The sequence below is a fragment of the Rummeliibacillus sp. JY-2-4R genome (genome assembly GCF_053847205.1).
On the sequence record NZ_CM132623.1, the window covers coordinates 3,505,978 to 3,531,974 of the forward strand.

Sequence of the window (25,997 nt, forward strand, 5' to 3'; positions counted from 1 at the left end):
AATAAAAATGAATAATTTATGTAGAAACGTCTCCTAATAAAACTAGGAGCAATTTATGATACCATATCATAAAAATATTACGCAAGAAACGGGAATTCATGAAAATAAGCCCAGTTCTTTAAGTTTTCATAAATATATATGCAACCTCTAAACGAAAAATGATATTTTAAGAGACTTTACTTATACAAAAAATTTTATAAACTAAAAAGTTAATCCTAAACTTTAAAATTACTTAAAATCTTTTCTAAATCTTTTGCTAAATCATTTAAAACAAGAGCTTCATTCGTAACATTATCCATAGAAGCTTGTTGTTCCTCTGTGACAGCTGAAATATGTTGCATGGTTCCAGCGAACTTCTCTGAAATCGAGGATACTTCCTCCATACGATTAACCATATTTTTTGTTTTAATACTAACATCATTCACAATTGTCGCTACGTCATCTGTTTCATTTGTAGCTCCTCTTACGGCTGTTACGATATCTCCAAATGAATGTTCAGTTTGATTTACCATAATAATCCCTTCTTTTAATACCTTTAGCCCTTGGTTCATTGATAGTGTAACTTCATCTGTTTCTGTTCTAATCTTATCTGTTATTTCTTTTATTTGCATAACTGCTTGTTCCGAGCGGTCTGACAAATTTCTAACTTCTTTTGCAACAACTGCAAATCCTTTACCATGTTCACCTGCGCGAGCCGCTTCAATTGCCGCATTTATGGATAAGAGATTAGTTTGCGTGGCTATTTCGCTAATTAGATTAAGTATTTGATCGATATCCTTTGATTTTAATTGTAATGACTCAAGCATTTCAGCAGTATTTTCTACAGTTTTTTCTACTAGAGATATCTGTTCAACTGTATTATTCACTAATTGATTTCCTGAGTCAGCTATTTGGTATGAACTATTGATGGAATTTTGGACACCTTGGATGTATTGGTCTGCCTGTTTCATACCATCTGAAATTTCAAAAGCTTGTCTAGAAGCAGTTGTAGCTGATTCTACTTGAACTTCTGTTCCACCGGCCACTTCTTCCAGTGCGGCTGATATTTGTTCTATCGCAAATCTTGATTCTGAGGATGTTACTCTTAATCGATCAGATGATTGAGTTACTTGTTTTGCACTCGTTTCTAAATGAGTCATTAACGATTGCAGACGGTTTACCATTTCATTAAAACCAATTGATAATGAATAGATTTCTTGACTTGATTGACCAATTTCTATTCTAGTTTGCAAATCACCTTTAGAAACTTTATCCATCAATTTTTTTAAAGAAAGAACCGGTTTAGTTACTTTACGAATCATTACGAAACCTATGAACACAGCAACTAGGACCGTAACTAAAGTAATCGTAAATAATAGATTCCGATAATCATATACAGGTTGTAAATAGTCTTGATCGTTTAATGCAATAACATAAATTGATTCATCAAGCTCAAGTTGATTAGACAACACATATGTAACGCCGTTATCATGTATAATGCCATTCTTTTGTTTATGCATTTTTTTGATGAATGTAGCAGACAACTTCGGAATATCACTCTTAAATTCGTTAAATGGTTCAGCCTTTCCTTCCTTTGTTATTTTAAATTGCATGGGAATAACTTCTGACGACTTAAAGCTATTTTTATTTTGGGTTAACGCATATGAAAATTTTTTATCAAATTGTTCTTTAGTAACTGTAGATTTTAACATGGTAATCTTTTGATTGATCACTTCTGCAGAAGAAAGCATTTGATGCTCTACAGATTGAATAATCACCTGCTTGTTTTTGTCGTAACTGACAAATGCAATAATACTTGAGGATAGAATGATAAGTAAAATAATTGGAGCCATCAACATTGTTCGAAAACTTAATCGTAATTTTGACATTGATTGTTTTCCCTCATTTAATAGTCAATTTATTTTTATATGAAATATCTCAATTTAATAATATGTATAATATAAAATTAACAAAAAGGATTTAAATCTAAAATTAGACTACTTTACATCCGAAGAAATCTAGCAATCGAATGTAAAGCAGTCTAATAAACTATGCATTTTCATGTTATTTAATTTTTTAAATTAATTTGCTGGTTTGCTTTTTACTTTTTTACGTTTTCCACCTGAAGAACCTTTAAAGTGTCTATCTAAGATTTTTGCAAATAAACGTGCTGCAATATTAAATATGAATACCATAATGATTAATATAGCTGCTGATTTAGTAGCAATTTCACGTGCATCCGGAACAATACCTTCAGAATTCAATTTCCAAATGTGAACCGCAAGAGTTTCAGCAGGTCTAAAGATATTAAATGGATTTACAGGACTATTAATGTCTGCATTCATATTAAGTGTAGGTGTTGTTAAGCCTGCAGTATAAATAAGCGCTGCTGCTTCACCAAATATACGACCAGCTGTTAAAATAACACCTGTTATAATTTCTTGAAATGCCGATGGAATCGACACTCTTACAATTGTTTGCCACTTTGTAGCACCTAATCCAAGGCTAGCTTCCTTCACGCTTGATGGAACAGAAGTAATAGCCATCTCACAAATTCTGGTTAAGTTTGGAAGATTCAATATTGTGAGGACTAATGCACCACCGATTAATGTATATCCCCAATGTGCCAATGTAACAAAGACTAGTAAACCAAAAAGACCCACAACAATGGATGGAAGTGATGCCATCGTTTCAATACAAAGACGAACAAAGTTAAGGAATTTCCCTTTTTTAGCGTATTCAGCTAAATATATTCCAGCGCCTAGTCCTAGTGGGAAAGATACGATTAAGGCAATGATTAGTAAATAGAAAGAGTTGAATAATTGAGGTCCAATACCTCCACCAGCTGTAATGTTACTTGGGCGTCCAAATAGGAAATCAGGATTCCAGAATCCCCAACCCATTGTGATAATCTTTTCAGCTATAAACACTAATAGCGCTATGACTAAAATAGCTATTGCATAAAATATAACTGTCCAAAAATTATTTACTATTCTTGCTTGATTGTTATTGTTGAATTTATTGTCCATGCTGAATACCTCTCTTACCAATCATTCTAATAATTAAGATAAACAAGAATGAAATAATTAATAAGATCATTGCCAAGCTCCATAAAGCATCATTCCATGCAGTACCATTTAGGGTATTAGACATATCCATAGTCAGTATACCTGTTAAAGTAGAAGTTGGACTGTACAAGCTGTCCGGTAATTTGACTGTATTACCAATAACCATTTGAACTGCTAATGCTTCACCAAATGCTCTAGCAAGTCCTAAAACTATTGCTGTTAGGATGCCATTTTTTGCGGCTGGAATGATAATACTTCTAATTGCTTGCCAACGAGTTGAGCCTAATCCATAAGAAGCTTCTAAAAACTCAAATGGGACTCCTTTAATGGCATCATCAGAAATACTAGCAATCGTAGGAAGAATCATAATACTTAGCACGATAATCCCTGCTAACAAACTAAATCCTACTCCGCCCATTTGATTACGTAATAATGGAACGAGGATGGTAACTCCCAAAAATCCATATACAACTGAAGGTATACCTAAAAATAATTCTAAAACGGGTTTTACAAAAGTAGAACCAAACTTCGGAGATATATAGTTATTAAATATAGCAATCCCTATTGCAATTGGGGTACTAATAATCGTAGCTCCAATTGATACTAAAGTAGAACCTACAATAAAAATCAATGCACCGTACGATTTCTTCTCAGGATCATTTGGACTCCAGTTTGTGGATGTAATCATATCCCAAAATGAAATATTACCATTAAAGAATGATTGAAGTCCCTTACCACAAATGAATACGATGATTGAGAGAGTTGCGACAACAATTAGAAGCCCACAAATTGTTGCGATGGTTTTGCCGAGTTGTTCACTTACAAAATAATTTCTTGATTTTTGCCCCTTCACCTTATTACCACCTTACAAATGGAAAAGACTGGACAGTAGCCAGCCTCTTCTTTTTTGTTCAATATTATGTTGCCTGACGGAAATTATTTTAAATCAGACATTGGGATATAACCCATTTTCTTAACTGTATCAGAGAATTCATCACCAGTTACGAAGTCGATAAATCCTTTAACTGCTTCTTTAGGTTCACCATTTGTAATCATATATTCATATGCCCAGAATGGATATTTTTTTGCTGCAACGTTTTCGTTAGTTGCTTCTACATCATTAATTTTTAGCGCTTTTAAAGCATTTGCTTTTTCGCCTACTAGATAAGACATTGCAAGATAGCTAATAGCACCAGGAGTAGAGTTAACAGATTGTTCTACAGCACCATTTGAATCTTGAGCTGTTCCAAGACTATCGTCGATTTTAGCGTTTTTCATGAAGATTGATTCGAATGTTGCACGTGTACCTGAAGATGCTGGACGGTTGATAATGTTGATTTTTTCATCGTTACCGCCAACTTCTTTCCAGTTTTTAATTTTACCAGAGAAGATGTCTTGAATTTGTGCTTCAGTTAAAGAATCAACTTTAACATCTTTATTTACTACCATAGCAAAAGCAATACCTGCTACTTTGTTATCAACAAGTTTACCTGCCTTAGATTTGTCTTCTAATTTATCAGCTGAAGGAACATCAGAGTTACCAATATCAACTGCACCAGAAGCTACTTGGTTTACACCAGTACCACTACCGCCACCTTGTACAGTTACTGTTAGATTAGGGTTTGTACCTTGAATTGCATTTGCAGCTTCTTCTGCTAGAGGTTGTAGAGCAGTTGAACCAGCTGCTGTAACTGAACCAGATAATTCTGTAGTTGCTGGTTTTTCAGCTGTTTTATCTGTACCGCTTGTTTTTGTATTATCACTGCTAGTTTGAGCATTGCCACATCCAGCTAAAGCACCTGCTATTACTAAACCTGCCATTGACATTTTTAAACCTGAAAACTTCACTTTCTTTTCCTCCCTTTATCGAGTCCGTTCTGTTTATCTTGCCTCTTACAAATCCCATATTAAAGGTGAAATGTTATCCCACTGTGTATTTAATATTAATTTAAAGTAAATCTATTTTTGGTATATTTACATTGCGTTTACATTAACCAATACAGAGGGTATATTTCATTACATAATATTCCCAATTATTTATTACCTTTTTATCCAATTCCTCCCGTCTCTAATTTTTTCACCTTGTTAGAAGTATGGATAGATTAGCATTTATCATACGAGTCAAATATTACCTACTTTAAAATAGTAATTAACTTGTCTTGTTTGAATGGTTTGTTTCAAACAATAAGCACATAATAAACTTGTGGGTTTTTAGTTTTTCTCATTTTCATATTTCGATACACAATAGGCAATTAACCGTTCAATTAAAAACGGTTAGTTGCCTATAAAAATTCTAATATAAACGATTCAAAATACGCTCTTGTCCAAAAAATACATGAGAAAAACTAGTCCTTTTTTAGAGCTACACATCAAAAATATCACTACTTTTCAACATTATTTGTTTTGCCGTCATCATTGCGGGTATATGTAAAACGAAGTGATAAAAAACTCTAAAAAACGGAGGTAATTATTTATGAGTAAAAAAGTTTTAGGTGTTTATGATACGAGAGTGGAGGTTATTCGTGCGATTCATGACTATGAACAAAAGGGATATTCGTTAGACCAACTTTCAATTGCGACGAATACAAAGGACTTCCCTTCCCCTGCCGCTATCGAAAATGAAACAGGCGTAACTTCTGAAGATTTTGGCGGTGCAGATGTGGATGAGGATAAAGGATTCTTCGAAAGTCTTCTTTCCGTTTTCCGTGGTGATTTTGATGTAGACGGAAGAACTTATTACGAATATTTACTAGGACTTGGTTTGGGTGATGCAGAAGCACGTAATTATGCAGAAGAAATCGATGACGGGAAAATTTTACTTCTTACCGATAATGTAGCAGCTAGTTTATCCAACCCAACTGATCCATTATACGAAAGGTCACCACTTAATTCTTATGGAACAGATGAAGAACACTCACTGAAACTTCGTGAAGAACAACTGAATGTAGAAAAAGAACCTGTTCAAACCGGCGAGGTCGAAGTTCATAAGGAAGTGGTTGAAGAACAAAAAACAATTAATATTCCTGTTACACATGAAGAAGTGTATGTGGAAAGACGCAAAGTAGATGATGAGGTAGCAGCTACATTAAACACAGCAGATCCTACTACACCAATAGATTCAATAGATGGTGATGAATCTATCCGTATACCAATAGTGGAAGAAAAAGTTGAAGTAACGAAAAAACCAGTGATAAACGAAGAATTAGTTATTGGAAAGAATAAGATAGAAAAGACCGAACAAGTTACCGATCAATTAAAACGTGAAGAAGCAAGAATTGAAACAAACGGTGATGCAATTATTCATGAAGACAGCGCACGTACTGATCAAGACAAATTCTAATAATACTATTAAATGGTGAATATCTTTAGGACATATCTTAGTATTATTTTCTATATTATAAGTGTTGCAATCACATGAAAATACTGGTATGATTTAACCAACTAAATATTCACTTATTTCAATATTCTTTTGAAGTAAGGATAGAGGAGCATATATCATTAGTACACAATGCAAGAATGATGAGATTCGATGACCATTGTGAAAAGGGATATTTGCCGAAGTGGAAAGAAACTCATTCATCTTGAAGCTGGTTCTGTTATTGAATAAATACAGAACTGTCATGTAGGAAACTATATGGAGGGCTATCTTACGCACAGAAATAATTTTGTTTTATTGTTTCTACTGCAACAACGTAGCCACGTTGTTGCTTTTTTGCGTTATCTTACTAATTGCCCTTCTCCCTCTAGTTTATTTTACAAATAATAATAAAGGGTGTGGAGAAGTAATGAATTTTGGACAAATATTAACTGCGATGGTAACTCCATTTGATCAAAATGGCGACATTGATTTTCAAGCCACTAGAGAACTAATTAATTACTTAATAGATAATGGTACTGAAGGTTTAGTAGTAGCCGGTACAACTGGTGAATCACCTACTCTCACTTCAGACGAAAAAGTAGAATTGTTTAAATTTGTTGTAGAAGTTGTAAATAGACGAGTTCCAGTCATTGCTGGTACTGGATCAAATAATACAAGAGCTTCAATCGAGTTAACAAAACAAGCAGAAAATACAGGTGTCGATGGCATCATGCTCGTCGTTCCATATTATAATAAACCTTCCCAAGAAGGATTGTATCAACACTTTAAAACAATTGCTGAAAGCACAAAACTTCCTATTTTACTTTACAATATCCCTGGTCGTAGTGTTATCAATATGTCAGTCGATACAGTCGTTCGTCTTGCGCAAATTCAAAATATCGTTGCCATCAAAGATGCAGCTGGTAATCTAGATGCAATGGCTGAAACCATTAGCCAAACACCTGCAGAATTTAGTGTTTACACTGGCGAAGACAGTTTAACATTACCTGCAATCGCTATTGGTGCTACTGGGGTAATCTCTGTTGCATCTCATATCATTGGAAATGAAATGCAAGAAATGATTACAAAATTCAAAAGCGGTAAAACACAAGAAGCAGCTGCAGATCACCGTAGACTTCTTCCGGTTTTCAATGGTCTATTTGCAGCACCAAACCCAGCACCTGTCAAAGCTGCATTAAATCTTAATGGAGTTGTTGTTGGCGGAACTCGCTTACCGATTATTCCTTTAAATGATGAAGAAACAAGTCAATTAAAAGAAGTTTTGCAAGCAGTGAATGAAAAAGCGGCAACTGTATAATAGATAAATAGCAAAAACCCTGTGCATCCACTTAGCACGGGGTTTTATTTTTACTTTTTTACTAGTAAGCTTTCTGATTATGAGAACAAAAGAGCAAGGCATAAATATCCTCTTTTTATAGATTGCATCACATTATCTGCCTAACTGAATACAATGATTGAGGAAGCCTAAAAAAAGGAATGATTAAATGAATTATCACTACTATGCAAGTTCATGTCCTTATTGTGCTAATCAAGCAATGTATAGCACAGGTAATATGAATAATATGTATGGAATGCCTGTCCAGCCTTACTCTCCTTCTCCTTACAGTCCAAATTTTTCGGGACAATTAACACCATACGATATGGGATATGCACCTGGAATGGATTTTCCACAGCAACAAAATAATCCTCCAATTGTCTTGAAGGATTATGGGCCAAATCCGTTTGTCGTAAACATTGAGCAAGCGACAAAACAAAACAATAATTATCGCACCGCTTTATGGACGGGTGATCATTTACAACTCACCTTAATGAGCATTGGTGTAGGAGATGACATTGGTTTGGAGGTTCACCCTCACCTCGATCAATTCATACGTATTGAAGAGGGGCAAGGAATCGTGAAAATGGGTAATAGCAAAGAAAATTTAAATTTCCAAAGAAACGTTGCGGATAATTATGCGTTCATCATCCCTGCTGGAACATGGCACAATTTAATCAATACAGGTGATAGACCGATCAAATTGTACTCAATCTATGCTCCAGTTCAGCATCCACATGGGACAGTTCAACAAACGAAACCTGTGGAAAATCATTGAAGAGAAGATTCTTTTTGCCACAATTTAAGTCAAATACTTTCCAATGATTTTGTTGAATTGCCTATTAAAAATCATAAATACAAGCTTTTGTGTAAGACTGGACCCTTACTTATATAAGTGAATTAGAAATAATAAAAAAGATAAGAACTCCAATTCAGAGTCTTATCTTTTTTTGTTCGGTAAACATTTTAACCTATAAAGTCCCTTCTGTCTCCGCTTCCCATCGGTCAATTTCCTCTTTTACAATAGGTGCGACTTCCGTTCCTAATAATTCAATTGCCATAAGTACATCTTCATGTGGCATGGATCCAACTGGTACATGGAGCATGAAACGAGTGATTCCAAGGTTTTTACGAAGGAAGATGATTTTATCTGCGACAGTTTTCGGATCCCCCACATACAAAGCACCTTCTAAACTGCACGCTTGTTCAAAGGTTTGTCGAGTGTATGGTCCCCAGCCTCTTTCTCTCCCCAATACATTCATTGCTTGTGCAGTGGATGGATAAAATTTTTCTTTTGCAAGTTCTGTAGTTTCAGCAATAAATCCATGGGAATGGGAAGCAATCTTCAACTTAGATAGATCATGACCAGCTTGTTCTGCTGCCCTATAGTAAAGTTGGACTGACCTTTCAAAATATAACGGACTCCCACCAATGATTGCTAATGTAAGTGGCAATCCAAGAAAGCCTGCTCGTATAGCTGATTCCGGTGTTCCCCCACTAGCAATCCAAATAGGTAGTGGCTCTTGTACAGAACGAGGATAGACCCCACGATTATTAATCGATGGACGATGTTTTCCAGTCCATGTGATTTTTTCAGATTCTCGAATTTTTAATAATAAATCTAATTTTTCATCGAATAACTCATTATAATCTTGTAAATCATATCCAAAAAGTGGAAACGACTCGATAAATGAACCACGACCAGCCATGATTTCCGCACGGCCATTGGAAATCGCATCGAGTGTTGAAAACTCCTGATAGACACGTACAGGATCATCTGAAGATAATACAGTAACCGCACTTGATAATCGAATATGTTTCGTCTGTGAAGCAGCTGCTGCAAGAAGTACTGCTGGTGCAGAACATGCATAATCTTCGCGATGATGTTCCCCTACTCCAAAAACATCCAATCCCACCTTGTCTGCAAGTACAATCTCTTCTACAACCTCTCGTATACGTTCGGCATGACTTTTCACTTCACCTGTTTGAACATCAGGCGTTGTTTCAACAAACGTTGTTATTCCTAATTCCATCAATTTTCCCCCTCATCTAAAATCTTTCATAATCACTTGAATAGTGTCATTATAAATCAACTGAAAAAATAATCCTAAAACTAGGATACATTAAATTACATATTGCATCACTATACTTTTAAATGATTTATGAAACAATCACAGCTATATTCTCTTTCTTTATTCTATTATCTAAAATCTTCTGTTATTGCTATAGACAAGTTGTCTGCATTTCAAGTAGTTAACATCCATTCTTCTTTATTTATTAATTAGATGAAAGTTATATGAAAAGGGACAAGTTGATTGAAAAAATTTTTAAAACAATCACAGATAGTGACCTAAGTTTCCATCTTTTTGATTCAATTTAGTTTCACGTGGAACTGTCCGCTCGAAGATATATAAATTAATTTGCTATTTAAGTAGTAATTACTCTCCTTCTTGTGCAATTTAAATATTCGGATTTTTCATTGAAGAAAACAGACTTAAGTTGTCATCAGAGTGAATAATACAAACTCTTTTTTATAATAGAGGCTTAGTCATGTTTACTTATCGGTAAATTTATTGTACATACACCAAGGAATTCACTAAAATAAACATATCGAGCATTCAGGAGGAAATTTTATGCATCCATTAATAGATATTGGTCTTAACATAACAGAAAAGAGTTTTTCAAAGGATTACAACGAAGTGATTGAGCGGGCAGTTCAAAATGGTGTTGGCAAAATGATTCTTACGGGTTCTAGTGAAAAAGGTAGTAAAGCTAGTCTAGAAATCGCAAAACAATATCCCACAATTCTTTATTCCACAGCAGGGATTCATCCTCATGATTCAAGTCTATTTAACCACCAATCCATCGATGTTTTAAGACATCTAGCACAAAATAAAGAAGTCGTGGCGATTGGTGAATGTGGATTGGATTTTAATCGAATGTACTCCCCTCAAGATGTTCAGGAAAAATGTTTTGTTGCTCAGTTGGAGTTAGCAAGAGAACTTTCCATGCCACTCTTTTTACACGTTCGAGATGCACACGAACGTTTTGTAGAAATCATGAAAAATTACCCAGATCTAATTGAAAAGGCAGTCGTTCATTGCTTTACAGGGAATGCATCGGAAGTCAAAACCTATGTATCAATGGGATTTCATATTGGAGTTACAGGATGGATTTGTGATGAAAGAAGAGGTATGGATTTACAAGAAGCTGCAAAGTTCATCCCACTTAATCGCATAATGGTCGAAACAGACGCTCCCTATCTAACACCCCGGACATTGCGTCCAAAGCCAAAACACGGTCGAAATGAACCAGCTTTCCTCCCACATATTGTTGAGGAAATCGCCAAATATATGGATGTTACGCCAGAAGAAGTAGCTAGACATTCTTTTGAGAACACCAAACGATTTTTCCACCTGTAAAAACGAAAAAGTCCCCTGTTTTGGGGACTTTTTTGTATGGTACTTTCCTCTATAATCCTCTATATCTAAACGTCAATCCTTTTAAGAATTTCCGCGCAAAGTTATCACCGCATTCTTTGTAATTACGATGAGCAGGGTTTCTTAAAATAGCGCCTAGTTCACCTTTTGATACTGCGATTCCACCTTCGTCTAGAATATCTAGCATATCTTCCGTTTTTAATTGAAGTGCTACTTTTAGTTTCTTTAGCAGCATATTATTAACATGGTCTTTTTTATGGTTTGTTGGCTCAGAGACATTAGCTTGTCCTGGCTTAGGTTGTTGAGGTCCTCTTTTAAATGTAACAAAGCCATTTAAAAATGCTTCTAACTTTTTGTCATTGCATTTGATTTGGTCTTCAGATTCTTCCATTTCATAATCATCATACTCATCTTTTGATTTGGTAAGAATTTTTAATACTTCTTCTTTCGTTACTTGCACACCGCCAAGTTTAAAGATTTCTACCATATCTTTATCTTTGATATCAAATGCATATCGTAATCTGATTAATATATCGTTGTTTTCCATTGATCATCTTCCTCACTAATTGTTTAATTACTCCATTAAAAAAAGTTACTAGTCAAACATCATTGTATTTATATCATCAATATTTCCAAATTACTAACTGGCAATCCTCCATATGATGATAAATCTGAACTTTATGTAGCTATAAGAAAATACACAAATAAAAGTGTATCATTTCAACATCGTAATTGATACTTTCATGGTTTTTTATCATATGGCATCTTTTGTATGCTAAAATAAAGAAAATAAGTTAACTTACCGTCATTATTAGTTAACATAAAATCCAATCAAACCGGGGGTTGAGTTATGTATAGGTTACGAGGTCACCATATTTTTTGTCTACTAGGTTATCGAGGAATGGGGTATTCCAAAGAATATGTTGAAAATATGACACGCTTACATCATATTTTAAGAGAAAATCCCGAGACGTATATTCAACTTGTACATGGTCCAGATCAATTATGCGAAAAGTACCCGAACTCCGGTAAATACCACTGCCAAGATTATAACATTTTTGAAAGAGACGCTGTTATTTTAGAAAAAATCGGATTAAAAATTGGACAAATTGTAAAGTGGAAGGACATTGAATCCCATGTCCAAAAACATGTCATACCTTCTGATATTCAAACAGTTTGTGAAACTTGTTCGTGGCGTTCTTACGGATATTGCGAAGAAGGGGTTCAACTTATTATTGATGGAAAAGGATTAACAGAGATTAAATAATTTCTTTACCTAATATATGAATAAAAGAACCATCCTTTTTGATTATAAAAAAAGGATGGTTCTTTTATATATTCTTTTATATTTGCGAACTGCAGGTGAATTTTTTTCAGCCTAATTACCTTACTTTATTAAGGAAATCGTTTTAATCGGTTCATATTTTGGTGCTTTTTCTAGATTTGTTTTATATAAAACAATTTCATCTGCTATAAAAGATAAAGGCTTCTCATGAAACGGGTTATACTTTTCTAACAGATTCGTATTGAATTCTCCATTTCCTGACCATTTTCTTGCGATTGTAATATGCGGATGATATGGACGAGTTTCCAAGGTAAATCCGACTTCCTCACATTTTCTATGAACGATTTCTTGAAGTTGAAATAATGCACTTTCATGATTTACTGCTCCCCAAAAAATCCGTGGTGATTTTGTATTGCCAAACACATTAATCCCTTGAATCTGTAATGGAAAGACTTTTTCATTTTTAATACCTTCACTTACTCGTTCGATGACAGTTTGCAGCTTTTGCTCATCTACTGCCCCAAGAAAAGCAAGGGTAATATGGTAATCGTTCATATGTACCCACCGATCAAACAAAAAAATTTGTTTGAGATCTTCCATTTCATTTTGAATAGTTTGTTTAATTGAATCCGGCAATTTTACGGCCCAAAAATAATGTGTACTTTTATCCACGGTATCCCTCTTTTATCTTTTTAATCATAGGTTTCGTAAAAATTGATGACAAAATACAGCTGTTTTTTTGTTTTTTTTAAATCCCCTCGAAACTTCGTTCAAATTTCACATTTATCTTATACAATGTTAATTGTTAATAAAACCAGCCTATATTTTAATTTTCGTAGTCTTAAGGTGAAAATCATCATTAAAATTCAATTTTAAGGAGAAGACTAGAGAGGAAGAATAATCTGCACCTGTTGCAACAGGCAAAAGTGGAATTTAAAAAATGAGTGGTGATTGCAAATGTTTGCCATAATGGCGAATAAAAAAAGATATTTACATAAACTATCTATTCTAATTGGTTTCATTACATTGTGTATGTATATTTTAACCCTATTTCCAAAAGAGGCCTTTGCCCATGCTTTTATCGTTAATTCGAGCCCTGCTGAAAATGAAGTATTATCCACAACACCCGAAAGATTTTATCTTCAGTTTAACGAGTCGATACAATCTGGGTTTCATTCAATCGAAATTTTGGATTCTTCGGGAAAAAAAGTACCATTAGAAAAGACTCGAATCGATGAGAAAAATAATACAATTCTTGAGGCTAACATAAACGAAAAGTTACCAAATGGCATTTATACGCTTCAATGGAAAGCCGTTTCTGCAGATGGACATCCAATTCAAGGGGTCATCCCCTTTAGTATCGGTACAGCTCAAAATAAAGCGAGCGCTGTGAAAGCAGTAACTTCTAGCTATATGCCAGAAGCAGATTTACTATTTCTACGATGGCTTTTATACACCAGCTTTGCCCTATATATTGGTGGTGTTATTTTCCACCTCTTTATAGTTAAAGCGAAGCAAATGGAAGACTATAATGTCATAACTTCCAAGTCAAATCGAATCATTTGGTTTGCATCGCTCGGTATGTTCATGAGCTTATCGCTAAATCTTCCATTACAAACTCGTATTGATGCAGGTGTATCTTGGCTAGAAGCATTTAACCCTAACCTATTGAATATAACTTTGAATCAAACTTCATTTGGCACTATTTGGTTCGTCCAAATGCTTTGTATCGTTGGACTTTTGATTGTTGTCTATATGGGTAAGCGACGAGAAACTTCTTATAAATATTGGATATTCTCGGTTGTATTTTTTGTAGCTTTACTGATTTCAAAATCACTGACAAGTCATGCAGGAGCTTCTCAATATAAAATCTTAGCCATACCACTAAATTTTCTTCATTTACTAGCTGCAAGTGTTTGGGTAGGATCACTACTCTATATCGCATGGCTTTTACCAATTAGCCGTAAAGTACAAATGGATAACGAAAAAGAACTCTATTGGAATTCGATTCATCGATTTTCGTCTATAGCTTTTATAGCAACTGCCGTCCTATTACTAACAGGAATCTATGGAAGTCTGGCATATATTCCAACATTCTATTCTTTCGTTCACACATATTACGGTAAAGCCTTGATGGCCAAAATTATATTGTTTGCGGTAATGATTATTTTCGGTGCATTCCACTTGATTAAAAGCAAAAAGCGTGGAAATAAATTACTTACTCGTTCTATTTATTTGGAATTTGGGTTAGGTGTGATTGTGATGATTCTGGCAGCACTATTAACCAATTTACCAACTGCCATTTCGTCACCAGGACCTTTCAAACAAACATTAGTACTAGATAATAAAAACACAGCAACTTTACAGATTAGTCCTAATGTAGCCGGCGTGAATTCTTTTAGAATTATTTTAAAAGATCCATTTGGAAAGCCGATTTCGGATGTAGAGCAGGCACAGCTTACATTCACTAATTTGAATGCAAATCTAAAAGAAAATACAATCAACATATCGGAAAAATCACAAGGTGTATATCAATCCAAAGGCATGTATATCAATATGGCTGGTAAATGGAAAGTAAAAGTGCATATCTTAACGAAGTCTTTAGATAGTTACGATTTTGACTTTAACCCCGTCGTGGGAAGTCAATAAATTAGGAGAAAAGGAGAAATCAAAATGAAAAATGTATTGAAGAAATGGTCAGTAGGAGTTATGTCATCAGGTCTTGCTTTGATGATTTTTGCAGGAACAGCAAGTGCACATGTATCCGTAAAACCAGATGTTTCTCAACCAGGTGCATGGGAAACATATACAATGAAGGTACCTGTAGAAAAGGCAGTCAATACAACAAAAGTGACATTAAAAGTTCCAGAAGGCGCTGAATTTGAATCTTACCAACCTATAGCAGGATGGGACGTTTCGCTTGATAAAGATGCAGCAGGCAAAACAAAAACAGTTACTTGGAAGGCAACTGGTGCAGGTATCGCTGAAGGTCAATTCCAACAATTCTCTTTTGTAGCAAAAAACCCAGAGAAAGAAACTGAAGCAGTATGGGATGCTTATCAATACTATAAAGACGGCACTGTTGTAGAATGGACAGGCGATGAAAGTGCAGATACACCGCATGCCATTACGAAAATTACCGCTTCAGCAACTAATGCAGCATCAGAAACTTCTGCTCACAATCATGCAACAGCAGAAGCTGGACATACCGAAAACGCAGCATCCGCTACTGAAACCAAAGATTCTAATTCTACAACAACTTTAACATTATCAATCATCGCTCTTATTCTTGCGATAGTTGCAGTAATTCGTTCATTCATGAAAAGAAAATAAACTTTATTAATCATGAATACACTATAAGCTACCATTTTCAAAATACTTTTGAAAATGGTAGCTTATTTTTTTCTTTACTATGCAACTGCTACTTGATTATTGTCTATTCTTTGAAACAGTAATCAATCTATATCGAACAATATATAAAAACGTGAAAAGAATTATTTCTTTACGAGCGGTGGAATAATTCCTTTTAGTAATCCGAGTTTTCCAAAAGCATCTCCGTTGCCGTTTAAGAAAGCATACTCACCTAGTGTCTTATTCGAACGACTTACTACTTTCACTAGTTTATCCAATATACTTGGGTTTAATTTATATGCGATGTTTGCAAGACGTGTTTCTCCGTCAAGTTTTTTACCTAAAACTTCATTAATTTTATGTTGATATTGATTTATTTCGTCATTAACAATGCATTCAATGGCAATTTTACCTGAAATACAAGCATTATCAATTCCCCCACCATGTAAGGCAGAGACTAATCCAGCTGCATCCCCTGTTAGTAAAACATTGTCATACACTAATCGATCAGGTTGAACAACTGGACATATACCACCTAGCTTTCTTGTTTTTGTATAAGAAGCTAAGCCCTCTTTTTCAATAATCTTGTCTAGTTCTTCCCAAAGATTTAAATTATTATCTTTGAAGAAAATTAACCCGACATTTGCTTCGTTCTCTGATTTCGGGAAAATCCAATAATATCCAGAGTAATTTTCAATTAAGGCTGCAAAGATTTTTCCTTTGTACTTACTGAAATCGCCTAATAATGTATATTGTACTGTTAGACCAGATGTTTCTTTATAGAATTGATTAAATCCGTAAACTTTTGATGTTACAGATGGAGCACCTGAACTATCAATCACCCAGTCATACTTTTCAACAAGCTCTTTAAATTTATCCTTTGAAATTGGCGTGTTTTCGTAAATATTTGCACCTAATCCTCTAGCTTCTTCTGCTAGAGCAATTTGCCACTCGCTTCTATCAATCATCCAAAGATTTATTTTGTCATCACTTAGAAATGAATAAGTATTCTTCGCCTTGAAATCCATTTCCTCAACTTTAAATCTTACACCAGCTTTTGGTTCACCAAGCATGTTTAATGTGTCAAAAAAGCCTTCCGCACATCGGATATGATCTCCGATATTGTATTGGTCATATAAATCTATACTTAAGCCATTTTTAGCACCTTCAATCGCTGCCGTTAAACCAGCAGGACCTCCACCTATAATTGCAATTTTCTGCATCTGAAAATCCTCCTTACGTTATGTCTCCTTTCCATCATATCACTACAAAGGAAAAAACATTCCTCATTAAAAGCTTCAAAATTCATCTAAAAAAGCGAATCCCAAATTAATTTGGAATTCGCTAATTTTCTTCTATTTCTCATACTTTAAGGATTAAGCAACTTTCTGATTCTCAACCCTGTTTTTGGTTATTGTTGTTTTTCTACGTAACCATGCATAGAAAAGCGGAATAACCACAAGGCAAATAACAGTGGAACTAATCATACCACCAATTACGACAATACCGAGTGTTTGAGAAACTAGTGTATTCCCATTATTTGAGAGAGCTAATGGTAGTAATGTTAAGATTGTTGTACCTGCAGTCATTAATATTGGTCTTACCCTGCTAGCTGTTCCAAGTAAAATGGCTTGTTTCGTTTCCATTCCTTCTGCAAGATTTCTTTCAATTTTATCGACAAGAACAATTCCGTTTGTGACAGCAATCCCTGTAAGCATTAACAATCCGATTAATGCTGCTAAATTCCATTCTAATCGGAAAATTGTCATACTCCATACTGACCCAATAAGCGCCATGGGAATACAAACCAATACAGCAATAGGTGCTTGCCAGCCACGAAATACAGAACTGACAATCATAAGAACAAGAAGAAGGGATAACGCTAAAGCAAGACTCATTTCCATAACCATTTGTTTAACCTGTTGAGAAATTCCTCCAATCGAATAGTCAACACCTGTTGGTAAATCCAAACTTTCCATCGTATTTTCCACTTGTTTTGTTACCTTTCCAATGTCTCTAGTGATAATATTTCCTGTTACAGCGGCAAATGGACTGCCATCTCGCTCACTAATCATCGTTTGGGTACTTGTCTGTATAGAAGCTATTTCAGCTAAAGATACTTTTGAGCCATTCTTTGTTTTAAATGTTTCATTTCCTATTCTAGATAAAATAGTTTTTTCAGGATATTGATCAAACGTATTTAGACTTTCTTGTTTATCTATACGAAGTTCAACAGGCGTGCTAAAATCTTTTGAGGTTACATCCATCCTAACTTTTTGAGGCAAATGACTGTTAATTCGGTTGAGTACTTCATTGATATTAATTCCTAAGCTTTGTATTTTTTCAACATCTAGTGAAAGATAGTGTTTAATCGGTGCATCAGCATCATTAGCCGTTCCTTCAATACTAAGTCCTGGTATCATTTGAAGTTTACTTCTCACTAAAACGGCGGCTGTTGCAAGCTCTTTTTGGTCTGCCCCAGATAAAACGATTTTCAGCTTAGAATCATCTCCAGCAATGTTTTGATTGGAAACTGTATAAACTGCTGTAGTTGACAGTAAGCCAAGCTGTTTACGCATTTTTATAACAAATGCATCAATATCCGTTTGATCCTTGACTCCAACTGAGATATTGGCAACATTTTGCTTTTGCATCCAGCCCCCACCTTCATCAAAGACATCATCGAACATTGGTGTAAATGATGAGCCGAGTGTAGAAGAATAGGTTTTTACCTCTGGAATATCCTTTAAGATAGTTTCAATATTTTTCACTTCTGCGTCAACATCAGCGAGTCTGGCTTGCTCAGGTAGTTCAACTTGAATGGCCACATCTTTTACATTACCACTTGGTAAAAAGTTTAATGGGATAAAGAAAGCTCTAGCTACAGTAACTGCCAATAGAACAACAGCAAGCATCGCGATTGGCTTTTTTCTCACAAATATTTTTTTTAAGGTACTTTGTGCTTTTGTTTCCAGTTCAATTGGTGAAGACAATGGCTTATTTCTCCACATGCTATAGGCCAATGTTGGCACAACAAAAATTGAAACAGCAAGTGACGTCACAAGGGCAATCACAACAGACCATGCAAATCCTGAAAAAGCCGAGCTAATCATGCCACCAATTAGTGAAATAGGAATAAACACTGCCACTGTGGTTGCGGTGGAAGAAGCGATTGCTGGAATCATTTCAACGACCCCTTCCGCTAGTTGCCGTTTGGTTACATGACCGTCCGTTTCTTTCATAAGCTTCCGATACATATTGTCAATAACCACGATGGAATCATCAACAACACGCCCCATCGCCACAATTAACCCAGAAATGGTTAAGATGTTTAAACTAACATCCATTGCACGAAGTATGGCGGTTGTAGCAAGTAAACAAATTGGCAATGACAATGCAATGATAATCGTCGAACGAACATTTCGGAAGAAAAATAATACACAAACAATCGAGAAAATCATTCCCAATAATCCTTCTCTTATTAACCCCCTTAATGCATTATTTATTTCATGTCCTTGGTCCGATAACACAGAAAGCTTAATAGCTCCTGATTGTATTTCTGAATTGTTTTTAATTCTTTCATTGATCCTTTTGGTTACATCCGTAATATTAGAAGAAGGTGTTTTTAGCACATCCAGAATAACGCTCGGCTGTCCGCCCGTTCTAGAAATAGTTTGTAAGTCCACGATATTTTGATCCATTTTTGCAATCTCTTGCAAACTTACAGAGCCACCGTCCTTTACCGGGATTTTGATATTTTTTAATTCAGAGCTAGTGATGGGCCAATCTTTTACTCGGAGTGGCATTGTTAATTTTCCCTCTGGCCCTCCTGTCGCTTGGATTGTTCCTTGTGACAGTTCTGGTTGAAAAGATAAAATGGCATTTTGAACATCCTTTATCGTTATGCCATATTTATTTAGAGCCGCTTGATTCAATGTTAATATGTATCCATCTTTTCCTGCTCCTGTGACACGAACTTCCCTTACACCAGGAACATGTTTAATGTCATTTACTACTTTTTCTTGAAGTGAAGTTCGCAACTGATTTTCATCAATAGAATGATTTCCACTAGTCAAACTTAAACGCATGACAGGAAATGAGTTTGTACTGACACGTGTAATCTGAGGCATCTTCACACCCTCAGGCCACTTCATTTTTTCAATTGCAGCCAATACATCGTTTTCTGCCTTTTCCATATTCGTATGGTTAGGGAAATAAAGGCTTGCCATATAACCTCCATCAAATGAATTAGACTCTATGTAATTCAACTTATCAATGGATCCGGCAGCTTCTTCTACTTTAGATGTGATCATTTGTTTTACTTGGTCAGCTTGATATTGATCTGCCTGAATAGATACCATGAGTGCCGTGTTGTTAATAGGTGGTAGGTAGTCTCGTTGCATTTGAATCGCGGACATTGCACCCCACGCTAAAATAAGAACAACCATCGTTAAAATCAAAACCGAGCGTTTCATTGTTCCCTCAATTATTCGGATCATTAATGAAAACCTTCCTTTAAAATATTATTTTCCTATAAAAGAAAGTGTGGCCTAAATTGACTGGCCACACATTTAATATGCTATCTATTTTCTCAAAGTAGATGGCGCACCATTTTCTTATTTAGTTGAACTTTTTTCACCTGGATATGGTTTATCTCCTTTTGTTGCTTTCCATAGAATTTTATTTAACTTTTCTGGATCAGCATGGTCAACTCCAGTGAAATCAAGTTTTGCAGATTCCGCTGCCATCGGTGCGTTATCCCCATTCTTTCGATCAAGTGGATATGTTGGGTCTTCTACTTTGAACGACTTAAAGTTAGGTTTTGCGTCGAAAGTATTGATCATTGGTACAGCTGAAGCATCATATTGTGTCATTGGCTTCATGCCTAAGATCATTTCCATCGTACGAAGCATGGATGTTGTATCATAAAGTGTGCTGTCCACTTTTCCTGTTTGTGTGTATGGACTGATCACAAGCGATGTTGTACGGTGGGCATCCACGGAATCCCAGCCGTTTTGTGCATCATCTTCTGTCACAAAAATAGCTGTTTCTTTCCAATATGGAGAATTACTTACTGCATCCACTAGCTTCCCTACTGCATAATCATTTTGAGCCACCATCGCTTGTGGAGTTAGTTCTCCCTTTTTAGTACCAAGCGTGTGGTCATTAGGCAGACGAACAATTTGCAGTTGAGGAAGATTGCCATTCTCTACATATTGATCAAATTCTTCTTTCCACGCATCATAGCGAGTAAGATCGGAAATTTTAAGATTATATGAAGGGAAGTCAGGATCAAAGTTATTTCCTAAACTAGCTTCAGAAGCAACATATTTTCCAGTGTTTTTATCAAATTCCGTGAATTCACCATAGCTACGGAAGGATACACCTGATCGAGCAGCATTAGTCCATAAGAATCCTGCTTTTGGATAAGCGGCTTCATTTCCTCCTTCGAAGTCATATGAACGGTTACGGCCTGAGTAATTGGCAAACCAGTTTTTCTCTACATAATCGTTTGCTTGAGCGGCTGTTGACCAGTTATGACCTTGGGCACTGATTTCAGCGTTAGCATAGAAATTATCTAATAGAACGAATTGATCAGCTAGCTTATGAATATTTGGCGTAATTTTCTCACCAAAAGTCGTTAAACTTGGGTCGCCATTTCCCTTTTCCATATCCCCAAATACTTGGTCATACGTACGATTTTCTTTTATTACATAGATGACATGCTTGATAGGTGACTCTTGTCCTTCAAAACGAGGAATCGGGAATTTTTTACTTGCACTGTATCTAGTTGGTTTATAAACTTCATTATTCTTTTCTACTTTTTTCGTATATTTTTTCAATTGATTTTCATTTGGTATATTGATAAAGGACATTGTTCCTTTGATCATACTTCCAATATATTGACCTTCTTTATTCGGACCAGCACCCAACCCTTTACCATTTAGTACCAATAGTTTGTTATTTTCTACAAAGATTCCACTTGGATACCAAGCAGTAGGAATCAAACCTTTCACTTTACCTGATTTCAGGTCAACAACAGTCACATCATTATTTCCTCCATTAGCCACATATAATGTTTTACCATCTGCGCTTAAACTTAAAGCATTTGGCTGACTACCTGTAAGACCATTTTTATTTGGATTTACTGAGATTGTTTTGACTGCTTTTTGTAACTTTGTATCCACTACGGAAATAGAATCACTGTCTGTATTGGATACATAGATTTTTTTGCTTTTTGGATCTTCAATAATGGCGTTCGGGTGGAGACCTACTGAAATCGTGTTTTTGATTGCTAACGTATCAGGATCTAAAACACTAATGCTACTTTCACCCCAGTTGCTGACATAAAGAGAGCTTCCATCATTGCTCATAACCGCAGCATATGGGTGTTTACCAACAGGTGTTGTTTTTACGATTTGATTTGTAGCAAGGTCTATTTTTGAAATCGAGTGGTTTAAATTATTTGCAACAAATAGTGATTTTCCATCCTTAGAAATTGAAATTCCAGCGGGATAGAAGTTTGTATTGTTTTCAGATGTAAGTTTAATAGAAGCTTTTTCAGTTAGCATTCCATTTTCAAATCCCAAAACTCGAACTTTGTTGTTGCCCCCCGCAGATGCATATACTGTTTTTCCATCTGGTGAGAAAGCAACACCAAAATAAAGAGCTTCTGGCGATTTGTAAGGAAGAGTTTGGATAACCTTTTGACTTTTAATATCCACAACTTGCAAAGATTGCTCCCCTTGTCCATTATTCGAAACAATAAGATAACGATGATCAGGACTTATTGCTGACCCCATAGGGAAATCTCCAAGTGTTATTTGATCCCCAGTTGGAGTAACCGTCCAACCATGTGGCGTTACAGCCGTTCCATTTTCTTTTGGTCCGACAAAATTAGGGTACGCTGCATAACCAGTAGTTGATCCAAGAATAACTGTCGCAAGCGATGCCGCTGCAATAAACTTACTACGTTTCATCAATATACCACCTTTACCATTTAGTCTTCTTCCAAAAACTAGCATACTCCTACCTTGTAAAGGGACAGTTAATGATTAGTAAATTAAAAATTAAGAAAATTGGAGTATAATTATCATTTTTTTACAAAAAAAGAATAGATATTTTTAGAAATGTGATAATGGTCCTTTTATAAAATTCATCTAACAGGAATTTAGGAATATTTTTTTTTGATTCTGAAATGGTGGGTATAAAGAGGCAATGCCATAAAGACGATTAGATGCGCAGAGGAATAGTGAAAAAGACTTTGACAAAGAATTAATATAAAAAGTGAAAAATAAATAAGAGATAGTTCTGAGCATAAATAACGCAGTGAGATTAGCAAAAAAAATAAAAAACGAAAGCAAAATAGTTTCGCTTTCGTTTTTTATCTAAATGATTATTTTGAACTGTCTACTACATTTAGGCACCAACAAAAATTATCCCAAGCTGAATACCAACCGTTGAAAATCTCTGATGAATCATCCCAACGTACATCAAATTTCTTTTGACCGTCTATATCTACTAAATATAAAGTAAGGGATTCATCTGCCTTAGAAGCAGCTAATAACATACCGTTTTGAAGTTCTTCGTCAGTGAATGAAACGTCTGAAACCGAACGGAGTTGTGCCTGTTCAAATACTTGTTTGTTCATAACTTTGTAATTCATCATAATCCTCCAATAAAAACTTACTATTAAATTTTAGTTCCTACTCATTTCTGCAAAAAATAAAGGACTCTTATAGTATATCCTATATTCATTCAGCAATTAAGAAAACAAAAAATTAAGTCTGTTTTTTTTTTCGATTAATCTAGTGGATTTTTTCTGTAATCATTACTACCCTTTATAATCCTCTTGAAACCAAAGCGGATCATTGTTCTCAACATCACCATTATAATTGATAAAAATCTCATCTCCTGCTTTTATATCTGTATAAGCATAGAAGTCAAATGTGTGATTATCAAAATTAATTTCATATGTTGCATTTGGCTCATATGAATGGTTAAACAACATTCCATAACCAAGAAGGATAGCAGTATGGTTAATCCCATACTCAAATGCATAATCAGCAAGTAACGTTTGTTCTATATATTGATGTTGTTCATTTGGATAAGAAATAACAGGTGCTTCGTGTATAAGTGCACCTTTTTTTATATCACAGGTAGCAAATACTCCTCTATTGAATTCTCCACCACTTATTGGAGATGTTTTAACTTCGATCATATTGTTCGCCTACTCACTTTTAAAATATTATTTACTAACTGTACCATTAATTTGACCATATAGCTCTTTTTATTTTTTTGTGGCTCTCGAATTTTTATTTAATATGTGTAATTGTCAAATACTTATCATAACTATTTATAGGATGAATAAAAAAAACGAACATCAAAAGATGTTCGTTTAGAAATTTTCAAAGCTCTGAAATCGTTAATTATTCTCACTCTGATGCATCTTCGCATCTGATAGTTTTTCTTTTCCCATGAACAATATACATAAAAACGCAATTGCCAGTGGTACAAGCGTCCATAAAAAGGTTGTTGTCAGTGAGCTTGAAAGTGCATTTGTAATTTGTTTTAAAATATCTGCCGGTATATGTGCACGTAACTCCGGAGATAATAGAGCACGGCTGTCATTGCCCGCAGCATTTTTTTTAAATGCTTCAGGAATTTCAGATAAAAAACTATTTTTTTGAATTACCCCAAAAATCGTTACACCAAGCGTCATTCCTAAAGAACGTAAGAAATTACTTGTTGAACTAGCAATGCCTCGCTGTTGCGGCAACGCTTTTTGAATAGATGACATCCCCAAAATTGAGAATGAGGGACCAACACCTAGACCGATAATCATCATATAAATGGTTAACAGATAGCGCGGAGTTGTAGGATCTAATGTACCAAGTAAAATCGTACCAATCGCTAAAACAATACTTGAAAATATCATAATCGATTTATAGCTAAATTTATTGGCAAAATTACCGCCTAAAGCGGCTGCGACACTTGAAGTCACCATCATCGGCAATAATAACAGACCGGAATTGGTAGCACTACCACCTGTCACCCCTTGAATATAAAGAGGGATATAAATAGTAGAAACCATAAATGTTGCTCCATAGAACATCCCTGTTAAAACACTACTTGAATAAAGCCTTTCCTTAAATAAGGCAAAAGGTAAAATAGGGTCTTTTGCATATTTTTCGACGAATAGAAAGATCACAAAGCATACAATTGCGAAGACAAATAATGAAATAATTTGCCATGAACTCCAAGCATACGTATCCCCACCTAACTCAAGCCCAAACATGAGTAGAACAGAAAAAGCAACAAGGAATATTGCCCCTGCCCAGTCAATAATTTGACGAGTGTGTATGGTTGATTCATTGTAAAAGAAAACAATTAATCCTAAAGCAATTAAACCAATTGGAACGTTTATGTAGAAAATCCAACGCCAATGGAAATGATCTGTGATGAACGAACCTAACAATGGACCTACGATACTAGAAAGGCCAAAAACAGCGCCAAATAGTCCACTCATTTTGCCACGCGCTTCAGCTGGCAATACGTCCCAAATGATCGTGAAAGCAATCGGCATTAGAGCACTACCACCAATCCCTTGGATAGCACGGAAAATACATAATTGAATCATCGTCTGTGCTGTTCCGCAAAGTATGGAACCGATAAGGAATACAAATAATCCAAAAATAAAAAACTTCTTTCGACCATACATATCCGATAACTTACCGAATATCGGCATACCCGCCATCTCTGCTACCAGATAAGCAGAAGTCACCCATACATATTTATCCATACCGCCTAAATCACCAATGATGGACCCCATACTTGTTGCAACAATAGTGTTATCAAGCGATGCAATAAATATCCCTAACATGAGTGCAGACATAACAGGCATGACCTTTGTTTCTCTCTTCATTTTGTACCCCCAATGTCGTATAAAATTAATTCGCTTCAGTTTATCATGGTTATATTGAATATCATACCTATTCATTGTAAAAATCCCCACTTATTTCACTAATTTTATTACGGTCGATAACGATAAACACTTTTTATTTTTCAGTTATAATTTTTTCCTTTCTGCAAAAAATACCAGTGGGACAGATTTCATTTTAGATGAGAGCAAATTATCGTAAAAATATTAGATTATTTCTTTCTAGAATCTAACTTTCAG

General features: G+C 35.2%; 20 protein-coding genes and 1 riboswitch. Of the genes, 7 read left to right on the plus strand and 13 right to left on the minus strand.

Features of this window, described 5'->3' with window-relative positions:
- Nucleotides 1-215: 215 nt before the first annotated feature.
- The 4 genes from ACWV26_RS17215 to ACWV26_RS17230 form a co-directional block, all read right to left on the minus strand.
- Nucleotides 216-1,868, minus strand: coding sequence for a methyl-accepting chemotaxis protein (locus ACWV26_RS17215; RefSeq protein ID WP_455895905.1), 1,653 nt, complete (start codon nt 1,866-1,868; stop codon nt 216-218).
- 192 nt (nt 1,869-2,060) lie between these two features.
- Nucleotides 2,061-3,008 (minus strand): phosphate ABC transporter permease PstA, encoded by a 948-nt coding sequence (gene pstA, locus ACWV26_RS17220; protein ID WP_455895906.1) that lies wholly within the window; start codon nt 3,006-3,008, stop codon nt 2,061-2,063.
- The gene (gene pstC / locus ACWV26_RS17225) at nt 2,998-3,900 is read right to left on the minus strand and encodes a phosphate ABC transporter permease subunit PstC (protein WP_455895907.1); all 903 of its coding nucleotides are present in this window, start codon (nt 3,898-3,900) and stop codon (nt 2,998-3,000) included. The genes pstA and pstC overlap by 11 nt, the downstream gene beginning before the upstream one ends.
- Nucleotides 3,901-3,983: 83 nt before the next feature.
- Nucleotides 3,984-4,874, minus strand: a complete 891-nt coding sequence (locus ACWV26_RS17230; RefSeq protein WP_455898289.1) for a phosphate ABC transporter substrate-binding protein PstS family protein — start codon at nt 4,872-4,874, stop codon at nt 3,984-3,986.
- A 646-nt stretch (nt 4,875-5,520) separates the two neighbouring features.
- On the opposite strand from ACWV26_RS17230, the gene ACWV26_RS17235 reads away from it, so the two are divergent.
- From ACWV26_RS17235 to ACWV26_RS17245, 3 genes are all read left to right on the plus strand, one after another.
- Nucleotides 5,521-6,387: a YsnF/AvaK domain-containing protein gene (locus ACWV26_RS17235; protein WP_455895908.1), complete on the plus strand. Its 867-nt coding sequence runs from the start codon at nt 5,521-5,523 to the stop codon at nt 6,385-6,387.
- 133 nt (nt 6,388-6,520) lie between these two features.
- A riboswitch (Lysine riboswitch) is annotated at nt 6,521-6,700 on the plus strand.
- Between the two features lie 132 nt (nt 6,701-6,832).
- Nucleotides 6,833-7,723: a 4-hydroxy-tetrahydrodipicolinate synthase gene (gene dapA, locus ACWV26_RS17240; protein ID WP_455895909.1), complete on the plus strand. Its 891-nt coding sequence runs from the start codon at nt 6,833-6,835 to the stop codon at nt 7,721-7,723.
- A 187-nt stretch (nt 7,724-7,910) separates the two neighbouring features.
- The gene (locus tag ACWV26_RS17245; RefSeq protein WP_455895910.1) at nt 7,911-8,519 is read left to right on the plus strand and encodes a cupin domain-containing protein; all 609 of its coding nucleotides are present in this window, start codon (nt 7,911-7,913) and stop codon (nt 8,517-8,519) included.
- Between the two features lie 193 nt (nt 8,520-8,712).
- Here the strand turns inward: ACWV26_RS17245 and ACWV26_RS17250 are convergent, their stop codons facing one another.
- Nucleotides 8,713-9,774, minus strand: coding sequence for an LLM class flavin-dependent oxidoreductase (locus ACWV26_RS17250; protein ID WP_455895911.1), 1,062 nt, complete (start codon nt 9,772-9,774; stop codon nt 8,713-8,715).
- 600 nt (nt 9,775-10,374) lie between these two features.
- On the opposite strand from ACWV26_RS17250, the gene ACWV26_RS17255 reads away from it, so the two are divergent.
- On the plus strand, nt 10,375-11,163 hold the full coding sequence (locus tag ACWV26_RS17255; protein ID WP_455895912.1) for a TatD family hydrolase: 789 nt from the start codon (nt 10,375-10,377) through the stop codon (nt 11,161-11,163).
- A gap of 49 nt (nt 11,164-11,212) precedes the next feature.
- Here ACWV26_RS17255 and ACWV26_RS17260 read toward each other — a convergent pair whose 3' ends face one another.
- Nucleotides 11,213-11,728, minus strand: coding sequence for a DUF1456 family protein (locus ACWV26_RS17260; RefSeq protein WP_455895913.1), 516 nt, complete (start codon nt 11,726-11,728; stop codon nt 11,213-11,215).
- Nucleotides 11,729-12,031: 303 nt separating this feature from the next.
- Here ACWV26_RS17260 and ACWV26_RS17265 point away from each other — a divergent pair, with 303 nt between their 5' ends.
- Complete coding sequence (locus tag ACWV26_RS17265) at nt 12,032-12,448, plus strand: DUF1284 domain-containing protein (RefSeq protein ID WP_455895914.1); 417 nt, start codon at nt 12,032-12,034, stop codon at nt 12,446-12,448.
- Nucleotides 12,449-12,568: 120 nt separating this feature from the next.
- On the opposite strand, the gene thpR is transcribed toward ACWV26_RS17265, so the two are convergent.
- Nucleotides 12,569-13,138 carry an RNA 2',3'-cyclic phosphodiesterase gene (gene thpR / locus ACWV26_RS17270; protein WP_455895915.1) on the minus strand — a complete coding sequence of 190 codons (570 nt, stop codon included), beginning with the start codon at nt 13,136-13,138 and terminating at the stop codon, nt 12,569-12,571.
- A 285-nt stretch (nt 13,139-13,423) separates the two neighbouring features.
- Between thpR and ACWV26_RS17275 the strand changes: the two genes are divergently transcribed.
- Together ACWV26_RS17275 and ACWV26_RS17280 are read left to right on the plus strand one after the other, a co-directional pair.
- Nucleotides 13,424-15,115 carry a copper resistance CopC/CopD family protein gene (locus ACWV26_RS17275; protein WP_455895916.1) on the plus strand — a complete coding sequence of 564 codons (1,692 nt, stop codon included), beginning with the start codon at nt 13,424-13,426 and terminating at the stop codon, nt 15,113-15,115.
- 24 nt (nt 15,116-15,139) lie between these two features.
- Nucleotides 15,140-15,799, plus strand: coding sequence for a YcnI family copper-binding membrane protein (locus ACWV26_RS17280; protein ID WP_455895917.1), 660 nt, complete (start codon nt 15,140-15,142; stop codon nt 15,797-15,799).
- Nucleotides 15,800-15,960: 161 nt separating this feature from the next.
- Here ACWV26_RS17280 and ACWV26_RS17285 read toward each other — a convergent pair whose 3' ends face one another.
- From ACWV26_RS17285 to ACWV26_RS17310, 6 genes are all read right to left on the minus strand, one after another.
- Nucleotides 15,961-17,040 (minus strand): NAD(P)/FAD-dependent oxidoreductase, encoded by a 1,080-nt coding sequence (locus ACWV26_RS17285; protein WP_455895918.1) that lies wholly within the window; start codon nt 17,038-17,040, stop codon nt 15,961-15,963.
- Nucleotides 17,041-17,193: 153 nt separating this feature from the next.
- On the minus strand, nt 17,194-20,316 hold the full coding sequence (locus tag ACWV26_RS17290) for an efflux RND transporter permease subunit (RefSeq protein ID WP_455895919.1): 3,123 nt from the start codon (nt 20,314-20,316) through the stop codon (nt 17,194-17,196).
- Nucleotides 20,317-20,433: 117 nt separating this feature from the next.
- The gene (locus tag ACWV26_RS17295) at nt 20,434-22,797 is read right to left on the minus strand and encodes a bifunctional YncE family protein/alkaline phosphatase family protein (protein WP_455895920.1); all 2,364 of its coding nucleotides are present in this window, start codon (nt 22,795-22,797) and stop codon (nt 20,434-20,436) included.
- Nucleotides 22,798-23,213: 416 nt separating this feature from the next.
- The gene (locus ACWV26_RS17300) at nt 23,214-23,483 is read right to left on the minus strand and encodes a hypothetical protein (protein ID WP_455895921.1); all 270 of its coding nucleotides are present in this window, start codon (nt 23,481-23,483) and stop codon (nt 23,214-23,216) included.
- Between the two features lie 168 nt (nt 23,484-23,651).
- Nucleotides 23,652-24,038, minus strand: coding sequence for an SET domain-containing protein (locus ACWV26_RS17305; RefSeq protein WP_455895922.1), 387 nt, complete (start codon nt 24,036-24,038; stop codon nt 23,652-23,654).
- A gap of 204 nt (nt 24,039-24,242) precedes the next feature.
- Nucleotides 24,243-25,742, minus strand: coding sequence for an MDR family MFS transporter (locus ACWV26_RS17310; RefSeq protein ID WP_455895923.1), 1,500 nt, complete (start codon nt 25,740-25,742; stop codon nt 24,243-24,245).
- Nucleotides 25,743-25,997 lie beyond the last annotated feature (255 nt).

What these genes read in the sequence shown, in the direction of transcription:
- ACWV26_RS17290 (WP_455895919.1), bottom strand. Translation starts at nt 20,316, where the DNA reads ATGATCCGAATAATTGAGGGAACAATGAAACGCTCGGTTTTGATTTTA.
- ACWV26_RS17310 (WP_455895923.1), bottom strand. Translation starts at nt 25,742, where the DNA reads ATGAAGAGAGAAACAAAGGTCATGCCTGTTATGTCTGCACTCATGTTA.
- ACWV26_RS17280 (WP_455895917.1), top strand. Translation starts at nt 15,140, where the DNA reads ATGAAAAATGTATTGAAGAAATGGTCAGTAGGAGTTATGTCATCAGGT.
- ACWV26_RS17215 (WP_455895905.1), bottom strand. Translation starts at nt 1,868, where the DNA reads ATGTCAAAATTACGATTAAGTTTTCGAACAATGTTGATGGCTCCAATT.
- ACWV26_RS17230 (WP_455898289.1), bottom strand. Translation starts at nt 4,874, where the DNA reads ATGTCAATGGCAGGTTTAGTAATAGCAGGTGCTTTAGCTGGATGTGGC.
- ACWV26_RS17275 (WP_455895916.1), top strand. Translation starts at nt 13,424, where the DNA reads ATGTTTGCCATAATGGCGAATAAAAAAAGATATTTACATAAACTATCT.
- ACWV26_RS17260 (WP_455895913.1), bottom strand. Translation starts at nt 11,728, where the DNA reads ATGGAAAACAACGATATATTAATCAGATTACGATATGCATTTGATATC.
- ACWV26_RS17300 (WP_455895921.1), bottom strand. Translation starts at nt 23,483, where the DNA reads ATGAATTACAAAGTTATGAACAAACAAGTATTTGAACAGGCACAACTC.
- ACWV26_RS17295 (WP_455895920.1), bottom strand. Translation starts at nt 22,797, where the DNA reads ATGAAACGTAGTAAGTTTATTGCAGCGGCATCGCTTGCGACAGTTATT.
- ACWV26_RS17255 (WP_455895912.1), top strand. Translation starts at nt 10,375, where the DNA reads ATGCATCCATTAATAGATATTGGTCTTAACATAACAGAAAAGAGTTTT.
- ACWV26_RS17235 (WP_455895908.1), top strand. Translation starts at nt 5,521, where the DNA reads ATGAGTAAAAAAGTTTTAGGTGTTTATGATACGAGAGTGGAGGTTATT.
- ACWV26_RS17285 (WP_455895918.1), bottom strand. Translation starts at nt 17,040, where the DNA reads ATGCAGAAAATTGCAATTATAGGTGGAGGTCCTGCTGGTTTAACGGCA.
- pstA (WP_455895906.1), bottom strand. Translation starts at nt 3,008, where the DNA reads ATGGACAATAAATTCAACAATAACAATCAAGCAAGAATAGTAAATAAT.
- dapA (WP_455895909.1), top strand. Translation starts at nt 6,833, where the DNA reads ATGAATTTTGGACAAATATTAACTGCGATGGTAACTCCATTTGATCAA.
- ACWV26_RS17250 (WP_455895911.1), bottom strand. Translation starts at nt 9,774, where the DNA reads ATGGAATTAGGAATAACAACGTTTGTTGAAACAACGCCTGATGTTCAA.
- ACWV26_RS17265 (WP_455895914.1), top strand. Translation starts at nt 12,032, where the DNA reads ATGTATAGGTTACGAGGTCACCATATTTTTTGTCTACTAGGTTATCGA.
- ACWV26_RS17245 (WP_455895910.1), top strand. Translation starts at nt 7,911, where the DNA reads ATGAATTATCACTACTATGCAAGTTCATGTCCTTATTGTGCTAATCAA.
- ACWV26_RS17305 (WP_455895922.1), bottom strand. Translation starts at nt 24,038, where the DNA reads ATGATCGAAGTTAAAACATCTCCAATAAGTGGTGGAGAATTCAATAGA.